This is a genomic window from Rubripirellula lacrimiformis (genome assembly GCF_007741535.1).
GTDB classification, from domain to species: domain Bacteria; phylum Planctomycetota; class Planctomycetia; order Pirellulales; family Pirellulaceae; genus Rubripirellula; species Rubripirellula lacrimiformis.
On sequence record NZ_CP036525.1, the window covers coordinates 7,841,393 to 7,862,652 of the forward strand.

Sequence of the window (21,260 nt, forward strand, 5' to 3'; positions counted from 1 at the left end):
CATTGCCTAGTTCTCGATCTGTCGTTGAAGGCTTTTGGCAGACTCTCGAAGCGTTTTCATTAGCGCACCATCCTTAAGTAGATCTGAAACAAAATCTTCAATATTCGGATTTGGCGTTGGAGCATACCGCTGAAGAATCGAAATTCTTCGAACACGAGGAAGTATGTGACGTGGCACATTTTCGGTCCAAACTTCATCCTCGCGGACTTTGCTGATTCCGACTGGCACGCCGTACCTGTGCTCTTTCTCAGTTGTCCAGAGCACATTCCCTGCATCGTCCATCAGAAACACGATCACTTCACCATGAAACCCCTTCAAGAACTCATCGGTTCCAACCGTGACAATACCGTCAAGTCGCCCTGATTCCGATAATCTTACACTGCTTGATACCCAGGCCACGCCTTCTAAGAATCGTTCCTCGGGCGCCGAATGTTCGATGGGGAAACGTAATACCAACTCGCTCGAGTCGGAACCGTATGCATCGGCGGCAAATGCCTTGCCAGGCCACGCCAAGGTGTTTGACAGTTCCAGCTTCACACCTTGATCGATAACCTGACCAAAGTACGACAGCGGTATCCCCCAAGTCACAATCCCTTTGTCTGGATCCCCACCAACCAGAACCCCTACGACGTTTTTTTCACCACTCACGATCGGACCACCACTGTAGCCGTACACGATGTCAAAACTACCCAGCATAACAAGAGTGGTGTTTGACGCAGCAGGAACAACAAGCTCATCTAAACGCTCACCTGCTGTAGATAGCTCTGCGATTGTCGCCATCGAAACGATATTAGGTGGCTCGTAGCTGGTTCGTTTGTAAGGCTGGTCCTGAAACAATGTAATGCGTGGGTTGCCCGCTACTCGCACGGGCATGCCCTTTTTAGGCGTTGCGATATCAAAGACGCGTGCTCGAAAATCTCCAGTTTGCTCCGTCAGGCGGTCCAATTGATCCGGTTTGCACTTGAAGATGCAAAGATCAACTTCGGGTTTACACCAAAAACTGGACTGGACAAAGTTCTGTAGATCTTCGTGCTCTTTTCCATCGAAATGACCAAGGGCCAACTGTTTGGCCTTGTAAGCGACATGATATGCCGTAACTAAGTATTGCTCATCTTTATACGAGCAGAGTAGTGCAGTGCCAGCCCGCTTGACGTTACCAGAATCGCTTGACTTTAGTACGCGAAGTGAAAACTCAGATTCACCGCAACATGTTGCTGCAAATCCTGTGAAGAAGATGAGTGCCGGGATCAATCTCGTTAACTGGCGCATCTTAACAAATCCTACAGAGTGAGATATCGTCAAAAACCAACCTCTCTGAGGCGGTTTACCTTCATTCGTTCAATGATCGCCATTTTGACTGGATTCGAATCAGAACGTGCTCCGAATGCTTAACCCAGAGGGGGGGGTCATGGACGGCCTCCACTATAGGGGATACCACAGGGAAGGAAAGATCCGATGAATGTGAGCGTTTACGCGAGAATCGCCACGAACGCAGCTCTCCTTGCTTTATTGGCAATTGGCGGCTGTGCTTCTAAACAGGTACGGAGGCAGCACAACCTGGCTCTGCAGGAAGTGACAGAGCTTCAGTACAATCAGGTACTCAGCAACTTGGCAATGTATCGCAGCGGGAAAGGGCAGGTACCACACTTCGCGGTACTTGGTTCCGCCACTACCGTCCTTGCGCATGGCAACACGGTTAGCGGTGGCCTGAATTGGAACCCAACGACATTGACGGCAGAGAACCTCGGCTTCAACGGTTCCAGAAACTTGACGCAACAGCTTGCTGCAGCGCCAGTGACGGATGCTGGAAAGCTCCGCCGCATCGGTTGTGGATTGCGTCTAGCAATCAGCCAGCAAGAGATTCACGTTGTGACTGTCCAAGAAGAAGATCCTGAGGCCCAGACCAACAACAGTTATTTTGAGGTTGCACCTTCCGACGAGTGCGTAAACTGCATCCGAGAGCTCGTTTCGGTGGGAATACTACCCGCGCCGAGGGTGGAGAACGAGATCCGTCGGGGAAGCTTCATTTTCAAGACCGATGAGGCGGCGTACGCATATCAAGCCAAGTTGATTGAAGCGTTAGGCTGCAAAGCCCCAAACGGCTGGTTCGGCTTTGGCAGCAAACAGGATGTTCCCAAGGACGCTCTTTACGTCGGAAGGTTTGACAATTGCTACACTTGGGTCATGTGCAATCAAGTCGATGCGCTATCTCGTTTTACCTTGACCATGCTGGATCTCGCGACTAAGGAACCCAATGGATCGTCTGTCGAAATCAGTCGTAAGTATGAGACGCCGTTCGGCGAGATCGAGATCAAAGGCACTGCATCAGGCGCAATTGGGGACTTCGTATCGCCCAGAGAAGTCGTGCTATTGAGACAACTTGACGCCAAAGGCCTGAAGTCGAAGACCGAACTCTCTGCGGAGAAGTTCGAAGACGCAGTCGGCTCGTTAGACTCACGCCTTCCTAGCGACTTCGCTCCAGCTCCAAGCCGTACGGATGCTCCGTTGATTCTATTGCCGCAAGGACTGATAAACACGCCGGGCCCGAACTGAGCTTGTCTTGCATAAACTGAAAGCGTCCCCGGTGCTCAACCACCGGGGATGCCTTTGGATCGGGAACACGTTTAGCTGGTTCGCAGCAACGGATAACGCGAATTAAAAGGAATCAAGCACTATCTTATCACGCTCCTACCGAAGTTCCTTTTACATCGTCCATTCCTCTTTATTCTCGAGCATGCCACCAGACAGCGGTTGCCCCCACACGCAGGCTTCGCATTTGAAACGCTGCAGAGCAGATGCGTATTCAGCTCCGACCTATTCACGCGCGGATGGAGTTGATTTCCCCGGTGATTATCCTCGGAGTCGTTAGCGCGATCGTTTCCGCCGCAGGCTTGATGCCTGGTGCGAAAGAGAAGGGCATCGCACAACGACCGGCCGAGCTTGTTGGTGGCGTGGTTCTAGCATCGGCCGGCGGCTGGGGGATCTGGACCTAACGATCAGACCTGGGGATAAGTCGGAACCATTCGTTGAATTTTACGCCCGCGGCGTGATAGCGTGAATTCGTAACAACGTGCATGCGAATGCACAGAAACACGACGGACATGATTTACGCTTATCTCAATCAAAAAGGCGGCGTCGGCAAGACGACGCTTTCCATCCACACCGCAGCCGAACTGGCGAAACGTGGGCGCCGTGTCCTGCTGATCGATGCCGATCCGCAAGGTAGTTCGCTGACCTGGTCAAATTGCCGCGAAAAGGCTTTGTTCACGGTGGTGGGAATGCCCAAGGCAACGCTGCACAAAGAGATCGACCTGATGGTGGGCGACTACGACGACGTGGTCATTGACGGACCGCCCCGAGTTACGGAACTAGCCCGCTCGATCATTCTGGCCGCCGATATCGTCATCATTCCCATCCAGCCCTCGCCGATGGACGTTTGGGCAGCGGCCGACACCGTCGACTTGGTCAAGGAAGCCCAAATCTACAAACCGGAACTACGGTGCGTCCTGGCGATCAACCGCAAGATCGCAAACACAGCAATCGGAAGGGACGTGCGAACGGCACTGGCGGAGCTGGAAGTACCGGTGCTCAAGCACGACATCGGTCAACGAGTCACATTCGCTGAAACCGCGGCGAACGGATCCACTGTACTGGATCAACGCCGCAGCAAGGCCCGAAAAGAAATCGAAAAGCACGTCAACGAACTCAGGAGGATCCTATGAGCAAACAAATCAAAATGCAAGTTCGGCCGAGCCGAGGAAACGAAGCCGACCAATGGGTCGAAGCCCGCAAAGTCGAGCCCGAATTCCCGCCAGTAAAAATGAAACGGCTAACGATCGACATCGACCCAGATCTGCACACGAAGCTGAAGGTCCACTGTGCGATGAAAGAGACGGAAATCGTCTCCCTCATGCGGGAACTGATTCAGAATGAACTCGGGGCTGAATAAATCGGCCGCAAATATGTGCCAAGTCTGCCTATCTGCTGACTGGGCGTTTCGCTCCAATATTCAGTTGCCTCCGGCGTCGGCCACCGGAGTGTTGTTGGGCAGGTCCCTATAGCGGCAATTGAGTCCAGGAACCTATTCTTCTTGATTGAGTTTTAGATGCAAAGCCCTCCTCGTCCTCGCGACTTACCTACCCAAAATATCATCCATCGAATTTGAACTTTCAGATCCCCAAATGAGCGACCTGACTTCGTCGACGTACAGGTCGATGGAATGGTTGCTTAGGTAAGGGGAGTTTCCTTGCAGCAAGACTTCGCCGTTTTCGTTTCGAGCAACGGGTGGGGCGGCTTGGTCTGCAAGCCACTGTTGGTACTCGGCCTCGCTGAGCGGGTCCGGTTCATCGAAATCACCAAACGCACCTTTCAAACCACCGTCTTCCGAAAACGGTGAGCCAAACATCTGCCTTTTCGGCTTTGATCGTTTCAGTCCGTCATCGGTGAACCAAACTAGACTGCCAGCGGGGCGGTAGCTTGGTGGGATCCTCGCGACAATGTCGCTTCGATTTACGAACCGGGCATATCGTCCAAGCAGGCGATCGTCGATGTCGTCGGCCAGCGTTGGTCTCGCGACCATGGGTTGACCGAAGGTGACGACCCCGGCGATCGGCCGACCAGAGAGCTCTGAATCGTAGGCACAGCAAACCGCCAACGCTCCGCCAAGACTGTGGCCGGTGACCCACAAGTGTCTCGGTCGCGCGCGGTCCAATGCCACTTCAATTTGCGATTTCAACGATTGATAGCCGTTCCAGAAACCTGTGTGGACATCGCCGACTTCCAGAGGAAACGGCGATCGACTGAGGTTGGCCCACCAATCGCCAAATTCCTCTTCGCTACCGCGGAAAGCAATCACTGCCACGTCGCCATCGCTCACCACGTAGCCGAACATGGTCGCCGAGCTGACCGGGACAACCTCATCAAAACCCAGCGCGCGAAATTCATCGGTCGCCAAGACCGGCGGTCGATAGGCAATGTCGCTCAGCCTGCTCATGAGCGAGGCCACGGGCCAGCTCGCAGTCCCTTCGCTATCCCACGATTCATGTAGTGGATCCAGGTCATCGTCAGAAACAATCGGCGGGAACAGATCGTCGCCGTCATCCTCATTGACCACATCAATGCCGCCCGGAGTCGAACGAAGCACTCGGACAACGCCGAGGCCGAGCAATCCAGAAAGCAAAATGAAGCACGCAAACGCGACGCGAGCATCCTCTCGCCGCCTGGCCAAGTGCAGCGTGAATACCAGGCTGCCGACGGCGAGCAACCCCAGGGGCAAAAGGTAAGATTCAGGGTTCATTGCGTCATTCCTAAAAAAAGTGAATGGACATTGGCCGCTAGCACCAAACGATTCGGCCGGATCGAAGAAAGAAATGACTGCGACAACCGACCTTTCGCCAAACAGACGGGTGCAAGGTGACGTCGCCGCCCGATTCCTGACGCCAAGTCCAACGTGGCCTCGTATTCGGCAGACAGCAAAGTTGGATCGTCGCCCCGCAACCGCACGGACACGACATCACCGCCTGCCAAACGACCTCGTCTTCGCGTACGAGGTAGACCATGCGGTCATCCAGTTCAGTCGGAACGTCATCGACAAGAACGGCTTTCCATCGCCCGCCGAACGGCCAGCATGACCGCAGCCAATTCCAAAACTGATCAAGCATTTGCACGACGAACCTCCCGCTGAATCGAAAGCGCGGGCAATCCCAGCGGCGGAATCATGTCCCCACTGCCCAGATACTTAGCGACGATTGTGCATCGTTCCCCGTCTGGTTCGGCATTTCGGAAGTCGCCGGACAACGACCAACGCTGAGCCGCAAACCCGGCGTTGTCATCCGTACGGATCGGATGCAAACGAGCAAGCATTTCCAGCACAGCGTAGCTGCCAAAAAGTTGGTTGATTGTGATAACCGCGGGACGCGACACGTCCGCGCCGCGAATGTAGCCTGCGTCCAACTGGTCGGCGTAATCATCAGGGGCCGAGCGAGCCATCGCGTCCGCGCGAACGTCCTCCATTGAGAAGACACCACGATTGATCAAGCTCGATCCGTCGGGCTGCAGATAGTGAACCGCCCCTGTCGCGTGACCAATTCCACCGCTTCCGTTGGCCCGGATTCCGATCCCAACGTCGATGTACGGAACGCAGTAGGTAGACGCGATCTTGTTCAACAGGAAACGTGCGAAGACGCTGTCGACGCAACCGAAGATCAGATCGCATGACGCGACGGCTTGAATCGCTTCGGGATCACTCAGATCCTTCTGGATCGGAAATACGTGCGTCCCAAGACCGGTGTCTTCGATCGCATCAGCCAATAATTTGACCTTCGGCGTCTTGGATGACGCGTGCCGATGACGAGAGTTGATGATCCGATTCAGGTTTTCGGGACCAACCGAGTCGGGATCGACCAACACAAGCTCTCCAACACCCAAGCGATACAACTGCTCGACCACCGGCGATCCGGTTCCCGAGCAGCCGACCACGGCGACACGCAATCGCCGCATCTTGGCGAACGTTCCTTCGCCGAGCACCTGTGCGTGACGGTCAGCGAAGTCCGGCACAACCGGCATTTCTTCATCGCGATCAAACCAAAACTCCAACTCGTCACCCGCCACCGACATCATCTGCAATGGTTGGAATCCGCCTTCCTCAATTCCGTACCGCCCAAACATACATCCGCTTGGCAACATCACGGCGGTGGCATGTGGTCCGCCCGATTCGACCCAAGATTCTGTCGCCGTGAAAAAGTCCGCATCCGATCGGTCGTCGTATTCTGAGAACCGATCAAAGCCGTTTGGGTGACTGTGGATCTTCAAGATCGACAGTCCCTCGTCATTGGCACGTTGGAGCAACGGCCGCAACCGATCGGTTGACCACGTCACCCGATCCGCCGAACGATCACATTCGGAGTGAGGGATCGGATGGATTTCCATGACGCTCAAACAAATACGCCCGGCACCACGGTGCTTGCCGCACAAGGCCAACGCGACGGCTTCTGATTCATCACCTGGAAATAGGTGCGATCGCAGTTCTTCTTTTTGGCGTCCCGTCAGACGCACGATGACATCACTATTCATTTTGCAAACTCCCTTTCGAGCCAATGCCGCACCAGCAGCAAATGAGATTCAATGTTGTCCTGACCGGGCCGCCACGGATTAGCGGGAGACCGGTGCCGAGACCATCGCTGAAACGATTCACCGTTGATCGTCTTCGTGTTTCCGGTCGCGCCGATGGTCTTGCCATCAGTGCGGGCCAGCGGTGGGTTGAAATACACCATGTCGATTGGGGTATCCGGGTAGCCCGGTTCCAACTGCAGTGCCGCAGTCGCCGACTGCACTTTGTATCCGTCACAAACCGGAAAGTCCGGGATGACCAACCACGAGGCGTTCCCATCGCGAATGGTTTGCCAGCCGAGATACGACGCATTCAAAAACGTCGTATCGTCCGGCGGCAAAACAAGATCGCGACGAGGTTTCGTCGCGACATCACTCATCGCGACACCTCGCCCTCGGTCTGGTCGCAAGGCAGCGTCTTGAACTTCTCGACGCCTTTCGCCGTGAAGTCGACCCACTCGTCGTGAGCGACCTCGACCAACTGGCCGCAAAGCTTCTGGAACACCTTCCACTTCGCTAGGTCACATATGCCGGCCAGTTCCAGCAACTGTTGGCCCGTCATCTTGGTCACATGGACCACGTGGGGATCGCGATCAATCCGAATCCGATAGCGGCGAACGCACCGAGCGGCCCGCCCCTGCGAGCAACAAACTTCCAAGTCTTCCAATTCGTCGGGAAGATCGACGTGTTCAGGCACAGTAGCCATCATTAACTCCTTCGAGAAAAACCTGACCAATCTGGTTTTGTGATTGGTCTTCTGAAGGAGTACTCGCACCAACCGAGCTATCGGGGGTGCAAAATTTGAAAACTATTCGTCAGGCGTTAATAGAGTGATCGCGAAACCAGTGCGGCCGAGAATAATTACATCCTCCCAAACGCATTCGACCGCTGGGTTTTCAAACCATGTTGTCGCCATGACGCGTCCGTCGACCGCGGTGCCAACTTCGTCAGTCTGAAACGCCTCTCGTGTTTTTGAATCTCTGGGGACCGGTTCCTTGAACGGAACATATCCCATTCCCATTACCTTCATATCCGCCGAGGGCATCGCCCACTGCACCACGCCGTTTCTTGAAAACACTGCGATGCATGGCTCAATATCACACTGGCAGTACCGTCGAACGGTGCTCGTCAATGATGTCCCCAGCCGTTCGCTGGATAATTCGCTCAACTCATTCAAAGTGCAGACACGTTGGCGGAACCGCCCAACCTCGGCGATGAAAAGATCGCGTGGCATCAATAGATTGGCCGCGAACTCATCGGCTTCCCTCTCCTGCTCGGCAGCCGATCGGAAGTTTGAGGTCGAATTGTGCATCTCGCCGCGTAGCAATTGCTCCCGATGGTGAGGCAGGTAGAAATGTCCAAGCTCGTGCGCGATCGAAAAATTGACTCTGCCTCTTGGTCGTCCGGATCCCGGCGGCCGATAGTAAATGGCAAATCGTGTCGCTTCGGGAATGAACTCAATTCTGGCATCAAATCCATCCGTGTACTTTCCGGGGGCCAACTCAATCTCTTCGATCCCCGCGATCGCAAACGGATCAACTGGCAGCGACATCATTTCGTGGGTTTCCAGAACCTCGCGGCTCAGGTCACTCGCTTGGGTCGGCATCGTCGTGATCCTCCTTTGATTTCTTCGTGCGGTCGATAATCTCCTGGCGTTTTTGATCCAGCTCCGCTTTCGTTTCCTCGTCGATATCTTTGGCACGATTCAGCCCGAAAGCGGTGCCGCAAAGGGCAGTGCCTGATTCCTCCACCTCATCAGTGCCGCAGATTTCTTCGATTTCGCCGGCAAATAGCCGATTGACAAAATCGTCACCAAGGGAGCGAAGCTGCTCGCGGTCGTGTTCGTTTAATTCGGGGTGGCTTTCGGCGTCTGTCCGGTTGGACCGCAGCTGCGATACAAACAGAGCGTCGATGGCGCGCTCTTCTCGCTTGCTATTCATGATCTATTCCTCGATATCTGGAAATGTAAACCCGTTCTTCGCCAACTCTCGCATCAATTTCGCTCTCGCCTGCTTCCACTGCTTCTTCACCGTCATCGCGGTTTCAATCTTGCCCGTCCTTTCGCTTACCCGTGCAGCCAGTGGTCCGTAAATATTGTTTGGTGTAAATTCTTCAAAATGATCCACATAGCAACTGGCGACGTCGACTTCTTTTGGCGTCAATTTTGTCTCGATCGCGGTGCTCAAGACGCGGCGAAACCTTGCCCGATCATCCTCGCTTGTTATTTGCCACGCGGCTTCAACTTGGGTGCCAGACAAGGCCGCAGCGATCGCGTCTAGCGCGCCATCAATGTCCTGCTTGTGCGACCGTTTGCGAACCCGAAAATGGTCAGCGACCCGCTTTCGGGCAATGTCAATAACAATCCTCATCGGGTCGCGCCAGTCGAAGTCTGGCTTCTTTGCAAGCTCGGCCAATGAGACCATCGTGTTACAGTAAATATCTCTTATTGCTTCCGACTGATTTTTCTCGGCTATGCCGTACAGACGAGACTTGATGAACCTCGCAATGCGATCTTCAAAATCAGTATGGAGTAGATCAAGACCGAATCTTGGTTCCGCCAAGAAGGCCTCCTCCAACTCGTCTTCAGTCGTGGATTCAGTCGTTTTCACTTCACCCTCCGGGATGAATCTAGGAACGTTGCAACGGTTCGCGGTAATGGAACTCGCCGCAGACAGGCGATCGGGGGTCGAGTTTTCTAAAATTTCTTGAAATTCGCGATGAATTTCGTCCGAACGCCCCATAAACCATCTCATTTGAGTGGTTTTTTAGCCGCCAAAGGGATCGTCCATCGTTGAGGTACGTGTGTCAAACCCCCCCAGATGCACGTGTTCGTTGATGCCGAAATGCAACACGAACTCACCGTAAGGCATGTTTGCCGCAGGCTTCATTTCAAACGTGGCGATTTCGCCAGGAGCCAAAACGACCGGCGGGCGGAATTGGTGCACCCAAACCTGGCCGCTGGTAAATTCGATCTTGATAGGTTCGTCAGCGTTCTCGACCGGGATGATCGCAGTAGTGTGAAGGGTTTCACCGATCGCGCCTTTGACATCGCTCATCCGATATTCAACCTCGAAAACCGCCGCCTGTCGCTCGCCCACATTTTGGACCGTGGCAAAAAACGATGTTTCACTCAGGCGATTGAACCGGAGCATCTCGAGGCGTGGTATCCGAGACCGATACTCGATCTGCGCGAGCTTGGCTTGCAACGCCCGGTCTCGCTCCGAGTTCTGGTTCGCGGATTCGACGGCTTGGCCAGATCGCACGATGGAATCGCTTGCCAGCCTGTTTGCGTCCCAACTGATCGCCGTTGAGACGATCCCGAAGATGACAGAGATGACAATTGCAGCGAAGGAAAGGCCGACGCCCACCCAGCCCAGAACGTTGGCGTCCTTCTTGGGTTGATCTTGAATGACTATGTCCCCTTTAGGCTCGCGGCAATCGTGGCGAATTGGTCGAGGGCGTCTTGGAGGTCAGCGATGATTTCGTCGGCTAGGATGTCGGGGTCGGGCAGGCTGTCGCTGTCTTCGAGGCGGTCGTCTTTGATCCAGGCGGCTTCCTCAGGTTTCATTGATCCATTTCTCCGTCGTCAGCGAAAAGCCGCAAAGTAGGCTTCGATGATTGTTCGCTTTGTTGCTCCGAATCGACAGAGTCGGCTTCCGTCGCGGTTGCCGATGCGCCCAGCCGTGGCGATCGCAGACCAGCCGAGTCGACTTTCTTTGTAAAACGATCGACAAGCGCGGTTCGCAGTCGTGGGGTCTCCGAGGGAATCAGCACGGGTTCACGTTTCTTGTACCCCTTTGCACTGAGCTCACGATTCAGATTGCGATATTGACTCTCTGAAATGACTTTCAAGTCGTAGGCTCGCCGAATGATCGCTTGCATCGAGACTTTCCACTTGCCCTTCAGGGCAGCTGCTTTGCTCAGGTTCAATTGGCGGAGTGATTTGATGATGTCATCTTTCGGCATCAAGAATTCAGACGCGAACTGGTTGGCCTCTGCTTCAAAGTCTTCAGCAGGTTGATGGTGCAAACACAGGTGGCCCAACTCATGGGCCAACGTGAACCGCTCGCGGTCTCCCGATTTGCCCGAGACGCGGACCACCACCGGTGTCGTTTCCTCTTCACCGATCGGCCACAGACTCAGCGCATCGACCTCCGACGCAAGCTGATCCGTTTCCCACACGACGATGCCGGCCGACTCAACCAAGTCAACCAAGTTAGCGATCGGACCTGGGGGAACCTGCCAACTTGAACGTAATTGCCTAGCCGCGTCGGACGGCGATACGGTCGGTGTCACTGCAATCCGATGCATCTTTCGGCGCACTTTGAGATTGATCCCATCCATCATGCGAAGGACTCGCAATCGCGTGAAGTTGATATGGGCATTTGTTTTCTCGACGTCTCGGACACGGGTCGACGCACGACGACGATGAAAGACATGCGAACCGGCAAACAACTCGCCATCCCATCGAAGGAATTCGATCGGACGGTCCAACGCTTCGGCGATAGATGCCGCGATCTCTTCGGTCAGGATACGGTCTCCGTTTTCAACGCGTGTGAGGTGCGATTGCGACATGCCGCATCGTTTCGCCAACTGTGTTCGGGTTAGTCCGAGCAGTTGGCGGCCTAGCGTGATCATCTCGCGATTGAATTCGGTCGACATGTTCAGCAACGTGACTTCTTCAGGGGACGGCTCAGCCGAATCGTTCACTCTTAGAGTCATCAAGTTCTTCAATTTCAAATCCAAAGTCTTCGGTTGGTTGTTCTTCAAAGGTGCGTTCTTCTGTAAAGCCGTCCTCGAAGCCTTGCGGGCTGTCGATCTCGCGGTGCCATTGCAACGTCGCGTTAGAGCCTCGCGGCAATCCGAGGTAACAATGCATTTCAGTCAGCTCGTGTCGAAACTCATATCCGACAATCACTCGCGGAAGGTCGGGTACTTCGTCGATAGCACGCTGGCCCCACCAGTCCATGTTCTGCTTCGTTCGACAATTCGATGTCACCAATTCCGTGGTGCCATCACGGTTGGTTTTGTTCCGCAGCTTCTTGAAGACGACAATGGCTTCCTCACACACAACGATGAAATCCTGCTGTTTGACTCGTCGGTAAACCAGCATCGGTTCACCGTGAAAATCATCCTTGGCCCTGTGCCGCAGTTGGGTCCACATCCACCACGCCGATTCACCTTCATCCATCCACGCGAAGGCATCATCGCTATGCCGCCGAATGAGCAAGTCATCGAAGGTGTCTCGAACCAGCCCGCGAAGCCGTGGCAGAGCGGGTTCGACCGTCTTCATAACTTGGTCCGGGTGAAGCTCTCCGAGCAAATCGAAGAGGAAAAACTGACGGTCCATTGGCTGAAAACTCCCAACAAATGCGGTCGAAACTGTCGCGATCGACAAACGAGTGTGGAATTATGCCATAGAATATGCCGTCGTCAATGCCTCATCGTACGACCAACGTGTTCAACTGCTCCGGAGCCACTATTTCCCACATCTCCCGTTGCCGGTCGAAGTCGATTTCGGACGTGATCGGACGGAGCATCTTTTCGTGGATTTGGCTGCGGCCGGCGATTTCTTGGGATCCGAAAATGTGAGATCCGAAAATGTGACGGGGGTAATATTTCGAGTTCACGGATGTTTTCAGCCATCAGTAGTAACCTGCTCCGGTGGCCGACACCGGTGCGATCTGGCTCATCGATCAGGGCACGCCAGGTGGACGGAGCTTTCCGCATGGGCGATGGGGACTAAGGCTTTGTCGCCTGTGGCCGAAAGAATACGTTTGAACTAAGTGGGGCCAACAGAGCAAGCCTCCTCAGTCCATCACCTACGTGTCCAGACCGTGGAGCGTGCACGTTTCGATGCACGAAACAGCGTGTAAAACAGGAGACTGGGTGCGCATGATGGAACGAAAACTCGCCTGGATCCCCGTAAAAACAACGATTCTGCACCGAGTGGGTTTCGATGGCATTGCAGACAATCTACTTTTTTAGGCTCGCAGCAATGGCTTGCTTTCGCAGAAAGTCGACGTTTTGAGCGAGGTGGGCATAGTTATTGATCATCCTCGTGTCCTTGTGCCCCATCAGGTGCGAGAGCGAAACCGTGTCGACCGAACGGATCAAGGCGTTGGTGGCGTAGCTGTGCCGAGCGCCATAGGCGATCACGCGAAAGCCGACCTTTTCCGAAATCCGGGTTAGCCGACACTTGATCGAATCCTTGGTCCAAGGGTTGCCCCGTGAATTCAGCAAAAGTGGCCCTGTCGGGCGTTCAGCAAGAAGTGGCTTCACGATTGCCTCAGTCTCGGGCGTTAGGAAAATGACGCGGGAATCGGCTTCGCCCTTTGATTCGTCGGGCGGGAAGATGACCAAGTCGTCGTGGACGTGCTTAGCCTGGAGCGTCCGCGCTTCTTTCGGCCGACAGCCGGTGCCCCAGATGAAATCGAGAAATGGAATGAGCGGACCGATAGCATGTGACTTGATCTGCTGCCACTGATCCGGCGTGTAAACAATTTCACGACGTTTCGACTTGGGCTTTTTCATCCGCGGGATAGGCGTTGCCGAAAGATAGCCTTGGTCGACGGACCAGTTGAACATACGTTGAACGATGGTGATTGCATCGTTCCTGCTGGTCGAGTTCCAACTGTCCTTGTTCGTCCACTTGGTGAGGTGGTGAGGCTTGATCGCCGCAGGCTTCATCGACTTTCCAATCGCCCCGATGAAGCTCTCCAGATAGTGCCGTTGCTTCCCGTAGGTGACAGCCTTCCGGTTGGCCTCGACCCAGTCCAGATAGGACTGAGTGAGCGCATAGATCGTGCAAAGCTCAGCACGGACCGACGACCTGTCTAACATTAGGGCGTGGTACTTTTCGAACGCCTTTTCTTTGTCATCACCGAGCGTAACTCGATTTCCGTCGATCGTGCAGACCCACCGATTCTGGGCTTTGCGATAATACGGCTTCGGCTGACGTGGCATGAATCGCTCCTGATTAGGGTACACAAAAGGGGTACAACCAGGAGAACAATTGCAATAAGTGCCCAAAAGGCAATGGGCGATACAGAACTCGAATCTGTGACCTCTGCCGTGTGAAAGCAGCGCTCTAACCAACTGAGCTAATCGCCCTTTGCAGGGTGTAAATTAGCTTGCCGGACGGCGTTGGGCAATCGGGGATTTTATCGACTCGTTGATCGGGGGAATCGACTGACGCCCGAGGGCGTGGATGGTGGATGCTGCGATCCCGCCGGCCAGACCGGCTAGGTGGGATTGGACCAACGGGGTGAAGGTCGATGAATCGACGAATAACGTGTTTCCTGTCGCCGCTTCGAAGATCAGCTTGCCAATCAACGCTAGCAGACCTGTGGCGGCGACGACCGCTGCCAAGCGGTTGCTGGATCGCCAACTTTGGCGTGAGTGGTCGACCACCAGCCATCCGAACAGACCGGTATCGATCCCCGAAAGCCCTCGGTAGGTGGCGATCTCCGGACAGGTGATCCGGATCGCTGCCGAAATGAACAGCAGACTGGCGGCGATCGTTACGGCGTATCCCCAGGCAGACTTCTGCCCACACCGGCGTTCGCACATCGCCGACAGCACCACGAACATCAGCAGGTCCCAGCACAGATGACTGGCGTCAAAATGCGTCCAGTGACCGCTGATCAGCCGCCATACCTGGCCGCCGGCAACCAGACCAAAGTCCAATTCGAACGCCCCAGTCAACGCCGCTGACGTGTGCGACAGAACCGCAAGCACGGTGATCGCGATGGTGACCGGATAGGTTCGCAGCAGATGAGTGAACATGATGGTTGCCGGGGGGGAGTACGTGGACGGCGTGAAAGAATTCGCTGGCCCGATGACGAGGGAACCACCATTCCAAGATTTGGAACGGTGGTTCGGCAGCTGGGCGATACCCAACAGGCTAAAAGTCGTTTCTACGTCGCCGTGACCAGGCTGCCGCACCGGCCGACGCGAGTGCGATCGCTGCGGTGATCGGATCGATCGCTCCGCCACCACCTCCACCGCCGGAACTGGGCAGAGTGAAGTCGACGTTCTGTCCGGAATTCGGACGTGTGGTTGGCGCTGGGTTTGAGCTGGGTGCTGGGTTTGAATCAGGACGACCGGCAGGGGAGGGCGATGCGGCATCCGATGTCGCTGAATCCTCCGGTGCAGTTTTCTGTGTCGACGTCAGCGTCATCTCGTTCTGCTTTCGCAGGTCGGCCAGTTTGTCGGTCGTCCGTTGCTGGGATTGACGGTCACGAGCGATGCGGGTTGCGTTGCGACGATCGATTTTCCAGCGACGATACTCGTCGTTATTCTCTAGCACCAACATCGATGCGTAGGTGGAAACGATCGAATAGCCTTCGCACAGCCGCACGATCTCGTCTTGACGATTCCCCGTCCCCGCACGCTCTTGAGCGAACAGACTTTCGACGCGGCGGGATGCCCACATGCGTTCGATCGGACTATTCCCTTTGTCATCGGCGGGCAGGGTGACTTGGACGGTCTGTTCCCAGGGGCTGCCCTGGATTTTTCCACGCAGGATGACTTCGACGGCACCACCATTCTGATAGCGACCGAACAATCGCAGCGGCGTGCCATAGAACAGGCTGCCCAGTTGGGCCGGTTCGACTTGACTGACCTCGCCGCCGGCGAACTGAACCGACAGGTCCTCGATCGCTGGGCGAACCAGTTTTTGCCGCATCAGGTGAGCCTGGCGACTGAAACTATCCTCGGTCGACACAAACGCGGCCAACCCGCCGGCCTGGCTGGCCAGTTGACTTAGCAGCGGCCGATTCACTTCATTGCCCACGCCCACACAGAACACGCGAACGCCTTCGGGCCGCGATCCGATCAGTGACATCAGTTCGTCGCTTTCGCCCGTCTGTGTCAGCCCATCGCTAAGCAGGACAACATTCAGCGGGCGATCGGAATCTCGGTACGCGTAGGCCGATCGCAGCGCGGGGCCAAGGACCGTGCCACCGCGAGCCCGTTGAGCGGCGAAAAATTCCGCCGCGGCGGTTAGGTTGGCCTTGTTTGCCGGCTTGGTCTGCTGGAACAGCGGCGTGGGTGTCAGGTTGAACGCCAGACAATCGAAACGGTCTTCGTCCCCCAACGATTCGATGAACGCCATCACACTGCGGCGACTGATTTCCATTTTCTGGTCACGAGCCATTGAACCGGAGATATCCAGCAGGAAGACATAGTCCATCGGCTCGATCGTGCTGCTGAGGTCTTCGCCGGGCGTGACCGTCATCATGAAGTAGCCATCTTCGCCCGCAGGACGACTGGTGACGACATCGATACCGGTGCGTGGGCGCTTGGTTTGAAAGGCCATCACGATGTCACGTGACAGGTCGCCCGCGGTCAATTCCATCGCGGCCTGGGCGTATTGGTCGGTGTGTTCGACGATCACAAAATCGTCGGTATGCGATTCACTCTTGAATGCTTTGATCGGCACTTCGCTAAGCACGTTGACGTTCATCGAGAAACGTCCTTGGACTTTCGAATCGATCGGTTCGCCCCCGGCGACGGTGGCCAGCGGATAGACATAGGTGCCCCAATCGTGGTCCAGATTCAGTTCCTGGTAGTATTCGATCCGGACGCGTTGCTGGGCGCCGGCGGGGATCGGGAAAATTCGCATTTCGAATTGTTTGAAGTCGACTTGTTCCAGCAACCCGGGGTCACGTTTGACGCGTTTGTAGCTGTCGTAGATTTCGCGGGCGCGTTGCTTTTCGACGACTTCGCCGATCATTTCTTTGCCCCCGATCCACATGCTAAAGTTGGACACGCTGGCACCGCGTGGGACGGGAAAGGTGTACAAGGCTTCGACGATGCGGTTTTCGCGATTGACGAAGGTCTGGTCGATCTGGGTAACAGCGACCGAGTTGTTGATGGTGACGGTGACGTCTTGGTTTTCGATTTCCAGTCGTCCACCGAAACCGCCATCGGCGACCAACATCCCTGCGGCGTCGGCGGTGGGCGACATCACATGCAGCGTGATCGCGGTGAGAGCCAACACGAACAGGGTGGCACGGGGAGGTGGCTGGCGCATGACAAGGACTCCGACAGAAGTGAATGGGGGGGGGGAAGCACGGATCCGGACGGAAAGATTGCCGGTCGCTTCATTCACAGGAGCCCGAAGCCGCCGATGGGCTTCGAAAGAAATCGCCCTGGACCGGAAAATCCCAAACAAGGAAATCCAGAAACAGGGCGATGAAAGAGCTTGTTAGCTTGATGTGCCGCCGATAGATCAGGCGGGTGGTGTGAACTTCGGCGCTTTCGGCCCGGTGACTTCTTCGTCGTCGTCTTCGTCGTTGGAGCCCGATGTGGGCTTCGAGTCGTCGGCGGTGAAGGTCTTCTTGGCCTCGTATTCGGCCAACCGGAACTGCTGCTGAACCTCGTTCAGTCCTCGGCGAAACTCGCGATAACTGCCGCCTAGTTTTCGAGCAACCTCGGGGAGGTTGCCGCCGAACAGGACGACCGCGATGACGCCGATGACCACCATTTCAAATGGTCCGAGTCCAAACATGCTTTAGCTTTTCTCTTCGCGTTTTGCGGCCGGCTCTTCTTCGTCCGTCGACTCGCTCATGCCACGCTTGAATTCATTCGTGCTGCGGCCAAGATTCCGCATCAAAGTGGGCAATTTGGACGATCCGAACAACAACAGGATGATGCCGGCGATGATCGCCAATTCCAACGGGCCGGGTGCACCGAACGCAAACAGGGGATCGGCTAGGCCTTCCATCAAACGATTCACAACCATGGTTCTCTCGCGCAAAAAGGGGGTCTACAAAAAACCCTGACTCATGACCGGCGAAAGCTGGAAGGCCAATCAGCCGGAATGTTACATCGGCCAATCACCTCCGGAACCGATATGTCGGGGAAGGGGGGGGGATCGGTGCGGGGGCAGGCGCCAACGCACGGACACGTCACTGTGTCTGGCACTATTTTATTGTCTTACGCCAGATAGTCAAAGGCTAACACAAAACCGTTTGCGGTGTTCCAAAGTCGCCGAATCCGCGATTGTGGGCAGGGTGATGCGAAACAACGGCATTTCTGGGGTTCCAGAGGCCGATGCTGGCCCTGGGGGCGATCGAAATGTTGGTCTAGGATTGGCTGCGATCGCGGTGCAGGCCGGTTCGACAGGCATCGCCAGCCGATCCGGACCCGTACCAGTGAGGGGGTGCCACCCACAGCCTAGCGACCGGCCGCTGAACTGGTCTTCCGCTCCATTGGCCTTCCGCTCAACAGGCCGCACGTCGCCCTCTTTCGACCGAAAACCCAGAAAACCATCCTCATGCAAACCCTTTGGCCAGTCATCACCAGCGTCTTGGCGGTCTTTTTGGTGATGGGGATTGGTGCGATCTGCCGTCGACAGCGATGGCTGACTCGCCAAGCCGACCATTCGCTCGCCAATTTGACGGCCAAGGTGCTGTTGCCGGCGTATTTCATGCACCGGATCCTAGAGAGCCCTCAGTTCGAATCGGCCGCGGCCGCATGGTTGCCACCGGTATTCGGATTCGGGATGACGGCCCTCGGGTTCGCCGTGGCGTTTACGTTCGCTCGGTCGCTGGGTCGTTTCATCGGCCTGGACAGCGACGCCAAGCAACGAGCTTTCGCGTTGTGCGCGGGCATCTGCAATTACGGTTACATCCCGCTGCCGATCGCCGAGGAATCGTACCCGGATGCGGTCATCGATTTGATCCTGCACAACGTCGGCGTCGACTTGGCGCTGTGGAGCATCGGAATCGCGATCATCAGCGGGTCGTCGGGCGGCAAGTGGCGACAAGCCTTTTTGAGTCCACCCTTCCTGGCCGTGATCCTAGCGTCGGGGCTAAGGCAGTTTGGCGGCAGCGCGTTGGTGCCCGCACCAATCCTGGACGCGATCGGCAAACTGGGCAGTTGTGCGATTCCGATGGGGCTGCTGCTAAGCGGCGCGATCATCGTCGATTTCCTACAGGAATCGAATTGGTCGGGATCGCGAAACGTGATCCTGGCGGCGATCGGAATACGCCAGGTGCTATTGCCGGCCGTGATGCTGACCATCGCGCTGGCAATCGTCCCCAGCGTCGACCTGAAGCAAGTCATCATGCTGCAAGCCGCGATGCCGGCCGCCGTGTTCCCGATCGTGCTGGTACGGATGTACGAACGAGATACGGAAACGGCACTGCGAGTGGTGCTGTCGACTTCGATTGCGGGGTTGTTGTTCATCCCGCTTTGGTTGGTGGCGGGAGCTTGGTGGCTGGGAGTTTAGGAGGCGGGGTTGGAGGGTGAGGGAGAGGGTTTAAGTTCGAGTTCGAGTTTAAGTTTAAGTTTAAGTTTAAGTTTAAGTTTAAGTTTAAGTTCGATTTTAAGTTTAAGTTTGAGGATGCCACGACACACTCGCCTACAACTTAAACTCGAACTTAAACTCGAACTCGAACTTTCTTCCTGCCGCAGCAAAGCAGCCACTACCGACCCGACCGAGCCCCCGAAGCCGACCTCACTTTCCTTCGGCTGCCATCTTCTTCATCCAGGCGATGTTCGATTCGATCACACCTAACTGCTTGCTGCTGCTTTCATTGCCACGCAGTTTGTCGGTATAGACCTTCATATCGCTGTCGTACATTGCGACCGATTCTGGCGTTCGCCCTTTGTCGTCGGTCCGGACCATCCAGTCGTCCAATCGCGTTCGCATTTGGACCAGCTGATCGGCATAGGCGGGATCGTCCGCCAGATTGTGGATCTCGTACGGATCGGCGTGGATGTCGTAGAGTTCTTCGGCCGGTCGAACTTGACGAAACAACAACTGTTGAACGTCGTCTAGTTTTCCTTGTTCGTGCCAGGACCGGAGTGCGATCAGGATCGACTTGGCGTCCTTGTACGCACAGGGTTGCAGGTAGGGACGCTGGGGCAAGAAGTTGCGGATGTACTTGAAGTCCGCGGTGCGAACGCTGCGGATATGGTCGACCGTTTCGTCGCAGCGATCGCGGGCGGCAAAAACGGCGTCGCGAGGCTGATAGTCGGCTGCCAAGATGTCTTTGGCCTGCATGTAGTCCGGGATCGGGATCCCGGCGGCGGCCAATGACAGGGCGGCGATATCGATGTGTTCAACGACATCGGACCGAACCGTCCCGGCATCGATCCCAGGCCCGGCAATGACCATGGGAACATGCAGCCCTTCGTCGTACAGGAACTGTTTACCACGGGCGTGGCTGATCCCATGATCGGTCATGAACAGCACGATCGTGTTGTCCAACACGCCTTCACGATCCAGCCGATTGATCACTTCGCCCACCATCGCGTCGGTCAAACGAACCGAATCCAGATAGGCGGCCCAATCCTGGACCACGTCCGGGTGATTGGGATAGTACGGAGGCAACTTGACCGCATCGGTCGACGTCCGGCTGCCCAGTTTGCGTTCTGCTTTTTGGGCGACCGATTCCCATCCCTTGGAATCCTTTCCACGCATCTTGCCGCCCTTGGTTTGCAGTTGGGCAAAGAAGGGCTGCCCGTCGGCTCGATTGGCCCAATCGCTGCCGTCATAGACGCCTGGGTCCCACTGGAAGTTGTAGTCCGTTTTGCCCAATCGGTTTCCCTTTGGCGGCCAATCCGAGATGGTCGTGTAATAGCCGGCCTGTTGAAACAGTTCGGGAACCAAACGAATCGCATCGGGCAACTGAATCGTCTGTTGGCCGCGACCGCTGCGGTGATGATGGGCTCCGATGCTGGTCTGATACATGCCGGTGATGAAAGCCGAGCGGCAAGTCGAACATACCGGCGCGGTGACATAGGCGCCCGTGAATTGAACCCCGCGTGCCGCCAACCGATCCACGTTGGGTGTTTCGACCGCGGTCTCGCCGTAACACGAAAAGTTTGCCGACATATCGTCGGGGATGATCCAAACGATGTTGGGACGCTGGCCTGCGAGCGACGGGGCATCGTCCGCGGTGGCCACACAGGCCGCGAACAAGATGGCAATGAGAGACAGGTGTCGCATGATGGATCCGTGATCGGGCGGGATTGGAAAAAGGATGGTGGGGAAGGTCGGTGAATCGGTGGACCGCTATAGGCGGCTTGTGGATTGAATCCAGATTCGAATGCTAATGGTAGCCGTTTGAGCGATAGCGGCCTGCTGATTGAGTGAGCCGTGATCGCGTGAGCGGCCGGGAATTGCCAGCGGCCTC

General features: G+C 55.8%; 24 protein-coding genes and 1 tRNA gene. 6 read left to right on the top strand and 19 right to left on the bottom strand.

The window, feature by feature from the left end; translation table 11 throughout:
• Positions 1 to 6 precede the first annotated feature (6 nt).
• A complete protein-coding gene (locus tag K227x_RS27330) occupies positions 7 to 1,269 on the bottom strand; it encodes a trypsin-like peptidase domain-containing protein (protein ID WP_145175523.1) in 1,263 nt (420 codons plus the stop codon).
• A 186-nt stretch (positions 1,270 to 1,455) separates the two neighbouring features.
• Here K227x_RS27330 and K227x_RS27335 point away from each other — a divergent pair, with 186 nt between their 5' ends.
• From K227x_RS27335 to K227x_RS27350, 4 genes are all read left to right on the top strand, one after another.
• On the top strand, positions 1,456 to 2,553 hold the full coding sequence (locus tag K227x_RS27335; protein WP_145175526.1) for a hypothetical protein: 1,098 nt from the start codon (positions 1,456 to 1,458) through the stop codon (positions 2,551 to 2,553).
• Positions 2,554 to 2,828: 275 nt separating this feature from the next.
• A complete protein-coding gene (locus tag K227x_RS31655; RefSeq protein ID WP_218933581.1) occupies positions 2,829 to 2,993 on the top strand; it encodes a manganese efflux pump in 165 nt (54 codons plus the stop codon).
• A gap of 87 nt (positions 2,994 to 3,080) precedes the next feature.
• Entirely contained in the window at positions 3,081 to 3,722 is a 642-nt protein-coding gene (gene parA / locus K227x_RS27345) for a ParA family partition ATPase (protein WP_246146328.1), read from the top strand.
• Positions 3,719 to 3,949, top strand: a complete 231-nt coding sequence (locus K227x_RS27350) for a plasmid partition protein ParG (RefSeq protein ID WP_145175532.1) — start codon at positions 3,719 to 3,721, stop codon at positions 3,947 to 3,949. The genes parA and K227x_RS27350 overlap by 4 nt, the downstream gene beginning before the upstream one ends.
• Positions 3,950 to 4,132: 183 nt before the next feature.
• Here the strand turns inward: K227x_RS27350 and K227x_RS27355 are convergent, their stop codons facing one another.
• From K227x_RS27355 to K227x_RS27385, 8 genes are all read right to left on the bottom strand, one after another.
• On the bottom strand, positions 4,133 to 5,296 hold the full coding sequence (locus K227x_RS27355) for a lipase family protein (RefSeq protein WP_145175535.1): 1,164 nt from the start codon (positions 5,294 to 5,296) through the stop codon (positions 4,133 to 4,135).
• Between the two features lie 37 nt (positions 5,297 to 5,333).
• Positions 5,334 to 5,660 (bottom strand): DUF6527 family protein, encoded by a 327-nt coding sequence (locus K227x_RS30935; RefSeq protein WP_246146893.1) that lies wholly within the window; start codon positions 5,658 to 5,660, stop codon positions 5,334 to 5,336.
• Positions 5,653 to 7,071: a ThiF family adenylyltransferase gene (locus tag K227x_RS27360; protein ID WP_145175538.1), complete on the bottom strand. Its 1,419-nt coding sequence runs from the start codon at positions 7,069 to 7,071 to the stop codon at positions 5,653 to 5,655. The genes K227x_RS30935 and K227x_RS27360 overlap by 8 nt, the downstream gene beginning before the upstream one ends.
• The gene (locus K227x_RS27365) at positions 7,068 to 7,487 is read right to left on the bottom strand and encodes an E2/UBC family protein (RefSeq protein ID WP_145175541.1); all 420 of its coding nucleotides are present in this window, start codon (positions 7,485 to 7,487) and stop codon (positions 7,068 to 7,070) included. Before K227x_RS27365 ends, K227x_RS27360 begins: the two co-directional genes overlap by 4 nt.
• The gene (locus K227x_RS27370) at positions 7,484 to 7,816 is read right to left on the bottom strand and encodes a multiubiquitin domain-containing protein (protein WP_145175545.1); all 333 of its coding nucleotides are present in this window, start codon (positions 7,814 to 7,816) and stop codon (positions 7,484 to 7,486) included. The genes K227x_RS27365 and K227x_RS27370 overlap by 4 nt, the downstream gene beginning before the upstream one ends.
• A 99-nt stretch (positions 7,817 to 7,915) precedes the next feature.
• Positions 7,916 to 8,713: an ImmA/IrrE family metallo-endopeptidase gene (locus K227x_RS27375; RefSeq protein WP_145175548.1), complete on the bottom strand. Its 798-nt coding sequence runs from the start codon at positions 8,711 to 8,713 to the stop codon at positions 7,916 to 7,918.
• Positions 8,694 to 9,047 carry a hypothetical protein gene (locus K227x_RS27380; RefSeq protein ID WP_145175551.1) on the bottom strand — a complete coding sequence of 118 codons (354 nt, stop codon included), beginning with the start codon at positions 9,045 to 9,047 and terminating at the stop codon, positions 8,694 to 8,696. The genes K227x_RS27375 and K227x_RS27380 overlap by 20 nt, the downstream gene beginning before the upstream one ends.
• A 3-nt stretch (positions 9,048 to 9,050) precedes the next feature.
• The gene (locus K227x_RS27385) at positions 9,051 to 9,860 is read right to left on the bottom strand and encodes an RNA polymerase sigma factor (protein ID WP_145175554.1); all 810 of its coding nucleotides are present in this window, start codon (positions 9,858 to 9,860) and stop codon (positions 9,051 to 9,053) included.
• Between the two features lie 66 nt (positions 9,861 to 9,926).
• Between K227x_RS27385 and K227x_RS27390 the strand changes: the two genes are divergently transcribed.
• Positions 9,927 to 10,418: a hypothetical protein gene (locus K227x_RS27390; RefSeq protein ID WP_145175557.1), complete on the top strand. Its 492-nt coding sequence runs from the start codon at positions 9,927 to 9,929 to the stop codon at positions 10,416 to 10,418.
• Between the two features lie 101 nt (positions 10,419 to 10,519).
• Here the strand turns inward: K227x_RS27390 and K227x_RS30940 are convergent, their stop codons facing one another.
• The 9 genes from K227x_RS30940 to K227x_RS27430 all read right to left on the bottom strand — a co-directional run bounded on the left by K227x_RS30940 (position 10,520) and on the right by K227x_RS27430 (position 17,857).
• Positions 10,520 to 10,675 carry a hypothetical protein gene (locus K227x_RS30940; RefSeq protein WP_218933583.1) on the bottom strand — a complete coding sequence of 52 codons (156 nt, stop codon included), beginning with the start codon at positions 10,673 to 10,675 and terminating at the stop codon, positions 10,520 to 10,522.
• Positions 10,672 to 11,877 (bottom strand): ImmA/IrrE family metallo-endopeptidase, encoded by a 1,206-nt coding sequence (locus tag K227x_RS27395; protein ID WP_218933584.1) that lies wholly within the window; start codon positions 11,875 to 11,877, stop codon positions 10,672 to 10,674. The genes K227x_RS30940 and K227x_RS27395 overlap by 4 nt, the downstream gene beginning before the upstream one ends.
• On the bottom strand, positions 11,801 to 12,400 hold the full coding sequence (locus K227x_RS27400; RefSeq protein ID WP_145175564.1) for a hypothetical protein: 600 nt from the start codon (positions 12,398 to 12,400) through the stop codon (positions 11,801 to 11,803). The genes K227x_RS27395 and K227x_RS27400 overlap by 77 nt, the downstream gene beginning before the upstream one ends.
• A 683-nt stretch (positions 12,401 to 13,083) precedes the next feature.
• Entirely contained in the window at positions 13,084 to 14,073 is a 990-nt protein-coding gene (locus K227x_RS27405) for a tyrosine-type recombinase/integrase (protein WP_218933585.1), read from the bottom strand.
• Between the two features lie 73 nt (positions 14,074 to 14,146).
• Positions 14,147 to 14,220: transfer RNA gene (locus K227x_RS27410), tRNA-Val, on the bottom strand.
• Positions 14,221 to 14,235: 15 nt separating this feature from the next.
• Positions 14,236 to 14,895 (bottom strand): rhombosortase, encoded by a 660-nt coding sequence (gene rrtA / locus K227x_RS27415; protein WP_145175567.1) that lies wholly within the window; start codon positions 14,893 to 14,895, stop codon positions 14,236 to 14,238.
• 118 nt (positions 14,896 to 15,013) lie between these two features.
• A complete protein-coding gene (gene mprA, locus K227x_RS27420) occupies positions 15,014 to 17,146 on the bottom strand; it encodes an MprA protease, GlyGly-CTERM protein-sorting domain-containing form (protein WP_145175570.1) in 2,133 nt (710 codons plus the stop codon).
• 198 nt (positions 17,147 to 17,344) lie between these two features.
• Positions 17,345 to 17,623 carry a Sec-independent protein translocase subunit TatA/TatB gene (locus tag K227x_RS27425; protein ID WP_145175573.1) on the bottom strand — a complete coding sequence of 93 codons (279 nt, stop codon included), beginning with the start codon at positions 17,621 to 17,623 and terminating at the stop codon, positions 17,345 to 17,347.
• A gap of 3 nt (positions 17,624 to 17,626) precedes the next feature.
• Entirely contained in the window at positions 17,627 to 17,857 is a 231-nt protein-coding gene (locus K227x_RS27430) for a Sec-independent protein translocase subunit TatA/TatB (protein WP_246146329.1), read from the bottom strand.
• Positions 17,858 to 18,391: 534 nt separating this feature from the next.
• Here K227x_RS27430 and K227x_RS27435 point away from each other — a divergent pair.
• Positions 18,392 to 19,348 (top strand): AEC family transporter, encoded by a 957-nt coding sequence (locus K227x_RS27435; protein WP_145175576.1) that lies wholly within the window; start codon positions 18,392 to 18,394, stop codon positions 19,346 to 19,348.
• Between the two features lie 228 nt (positions 19,349 to 19,576).
• Here the strand turns inward: K227x_RS27435 and K227x_RS27445 are convergent, their stop codons facing one another.
• The gene (locus K227x_RS27445; protein ID WP_145175581.1) at positions 19,577 to 21,073 is read right to left on the bottom strand and encodes a sulfatase family protein; all 1,497 of its coding nucleotides are present in this window, start codon (positions 21,071 to 21,073) and stop codon (positions 19,577 to 19,579) included.
• Between the last annotated feature and the right edge of the window lie 187 nt (positions 21,074 to 21,260).

Coding starts and splice junctions, on each gene's coding strand:
- K227x_RS27330 (WP_145175523.1), bottom strand. CDS start 1,269: ATGCGCCAGTTAACGAGATTGATCCCGGCACTCATCTTCTTCACAGGA.
- K227x_RS27335 (WP_145175526.1), top strand. CDS start 1,456: ATGAATGTGAGCGTTTACGCGAGAATCGCCACGAACGCAGCTCTCCTT.
- K227x_RS31655 (WP_218933581.1), top strand. CDS start 2,829: ATGGAGTTGATTTCCCCGGTGATTATCCTCGGAGTCGTTAGCGCGATC.
- parA (WP_246146328.1), top strand. CDS start 3,081: ATGCACAGAAACACGACGGACATGATTTACGCTTATCTCAATCAAAAA.
- K227x_RS27350 (WP_145175532.1), top strand. CDS start 3,719: ATGAGCAAACAAATCAAAATGCAAGTTCGGCCGAGCCGAGGAAACGAA.
- K227x_RS27355 (WP_145175535.1), bottom strand. CDS start 5,296: ATGAACCCTGAATCTTACCTTTTGCCCCTGGGGTTGCTCGCCGTCGGC.
- K227x_RS30935 (WP_246146893.1), bottom strand. CDS start 5,660: ATGCTTGATCAGTTTTGGAATTGGCTGCGGTCATGCTGGCCGTTCGGC.
- K227x_RS27360 (WP_145175538.1), bottom strand. CDS start 7,071: ATGAATAGTGATGTCATCGTGCGTCTGACGGGACGCCAAAAAGAAGAA.
- K227x_RS27365 (WP_145175541.1), bottom strand. CDS start 7,487: ATGAGTGATGTCGCGACGAAACCTCGTCGCGATCTTGTTTTGCCGCCG.
- K227x_RS27370 (WP_145175545.1), bottom strand. CDS start 7,816: ATGATGGCTACTGTGCCTGAACACGTCGATCTTCCCGACGAATTGGAA.
- K227x_RS27375 (WP_145175548.1), bottom strand. CDS start 8,713: ATGCCGACCCAAGCGAGTGACCTGAGCCGCGAGGTTCTGGAAACCCAC.
- K227x_RS27380 (WP_145175551.1), bottom strand. CDS start 9,047: ATGAATAGCAAGCGAGAAGAGCGCGCCATCGACGCTCTGTTTGTATCG.
- K227x_RS27385 (WP_145175554.1), bottom strand. CDS start 9,860: ATGAGATGGTTTATGGGGCGTTCGGACGAAATTCATCGCGAATTTCAA.
- K227x_RS27390 (WP_145175557.1), top strand. CDS start 9,927: ATGCACGTGTTCGTTGATGCCGAAATGCAACACGAACTCACCGTAAGG.
- K227x_RS30940 (WP_218933583.1), bottom strand. CDS start 10,675: ATGAAACCTGAGGAAGCCGCCTGGATCAAAGACGACCGCCTCGAAGAC.
- K227x_RS27400 (WP_145175564.1), bottom strand. CDS start 12,400: ATGAAGACGGTCGAACCCGCTCTGCCACGGCTTCGCGGGCTGGTTCGA.
- K227x_RS27405 (WP_218933585.1), bottom strand. CDS start 14,073: ATGCCACGTCAGCCGAAGCCGTATTATCGCAAAGCCCAGAATCGGTGG.
- rrtA (WP_145175567.1), bottom strand. CDS start 14,895: ATGTTCACTCATCTGCTGCGAACCTATCCGGTCACCATCGCGATCACC.
- mprA (WP_145175570.1), bottom strand. CDS start 17,146: ATGCGCCAGCCACCTCCCCGTGCCACCCTGTTCGTGTTGGCTCTCACC.
- K227x_RS27425 (WP_145175573.1), bottom strand. CDS start 17,623: ATGTTTGGACTCGGACCATTTGAAATGGTGGTCATCGGCGTCATCGCG.
- K227x_RS27430 (WP_246146329.1), bottom strand. CDS start 17,857: ATGGTTGTGAATCGTTTGATGGAAGGCCTAGCCGATCCCCTGTTTGCG.
- K227x_RS27435 (WP_145175576.1), top strand. CDS start 18,392: ATGCAAACCCTTTGGCCAGTCATCACCAGCGTCTTGGCGGTCTTTTTG.
- K227x_RS27445 (WP_145175581.1), bottom strand. CDS start 21,073: ATGCGACACCTGTCTCTCATTGCCATCTTGTTCGCGGCCTGTGTGGCC.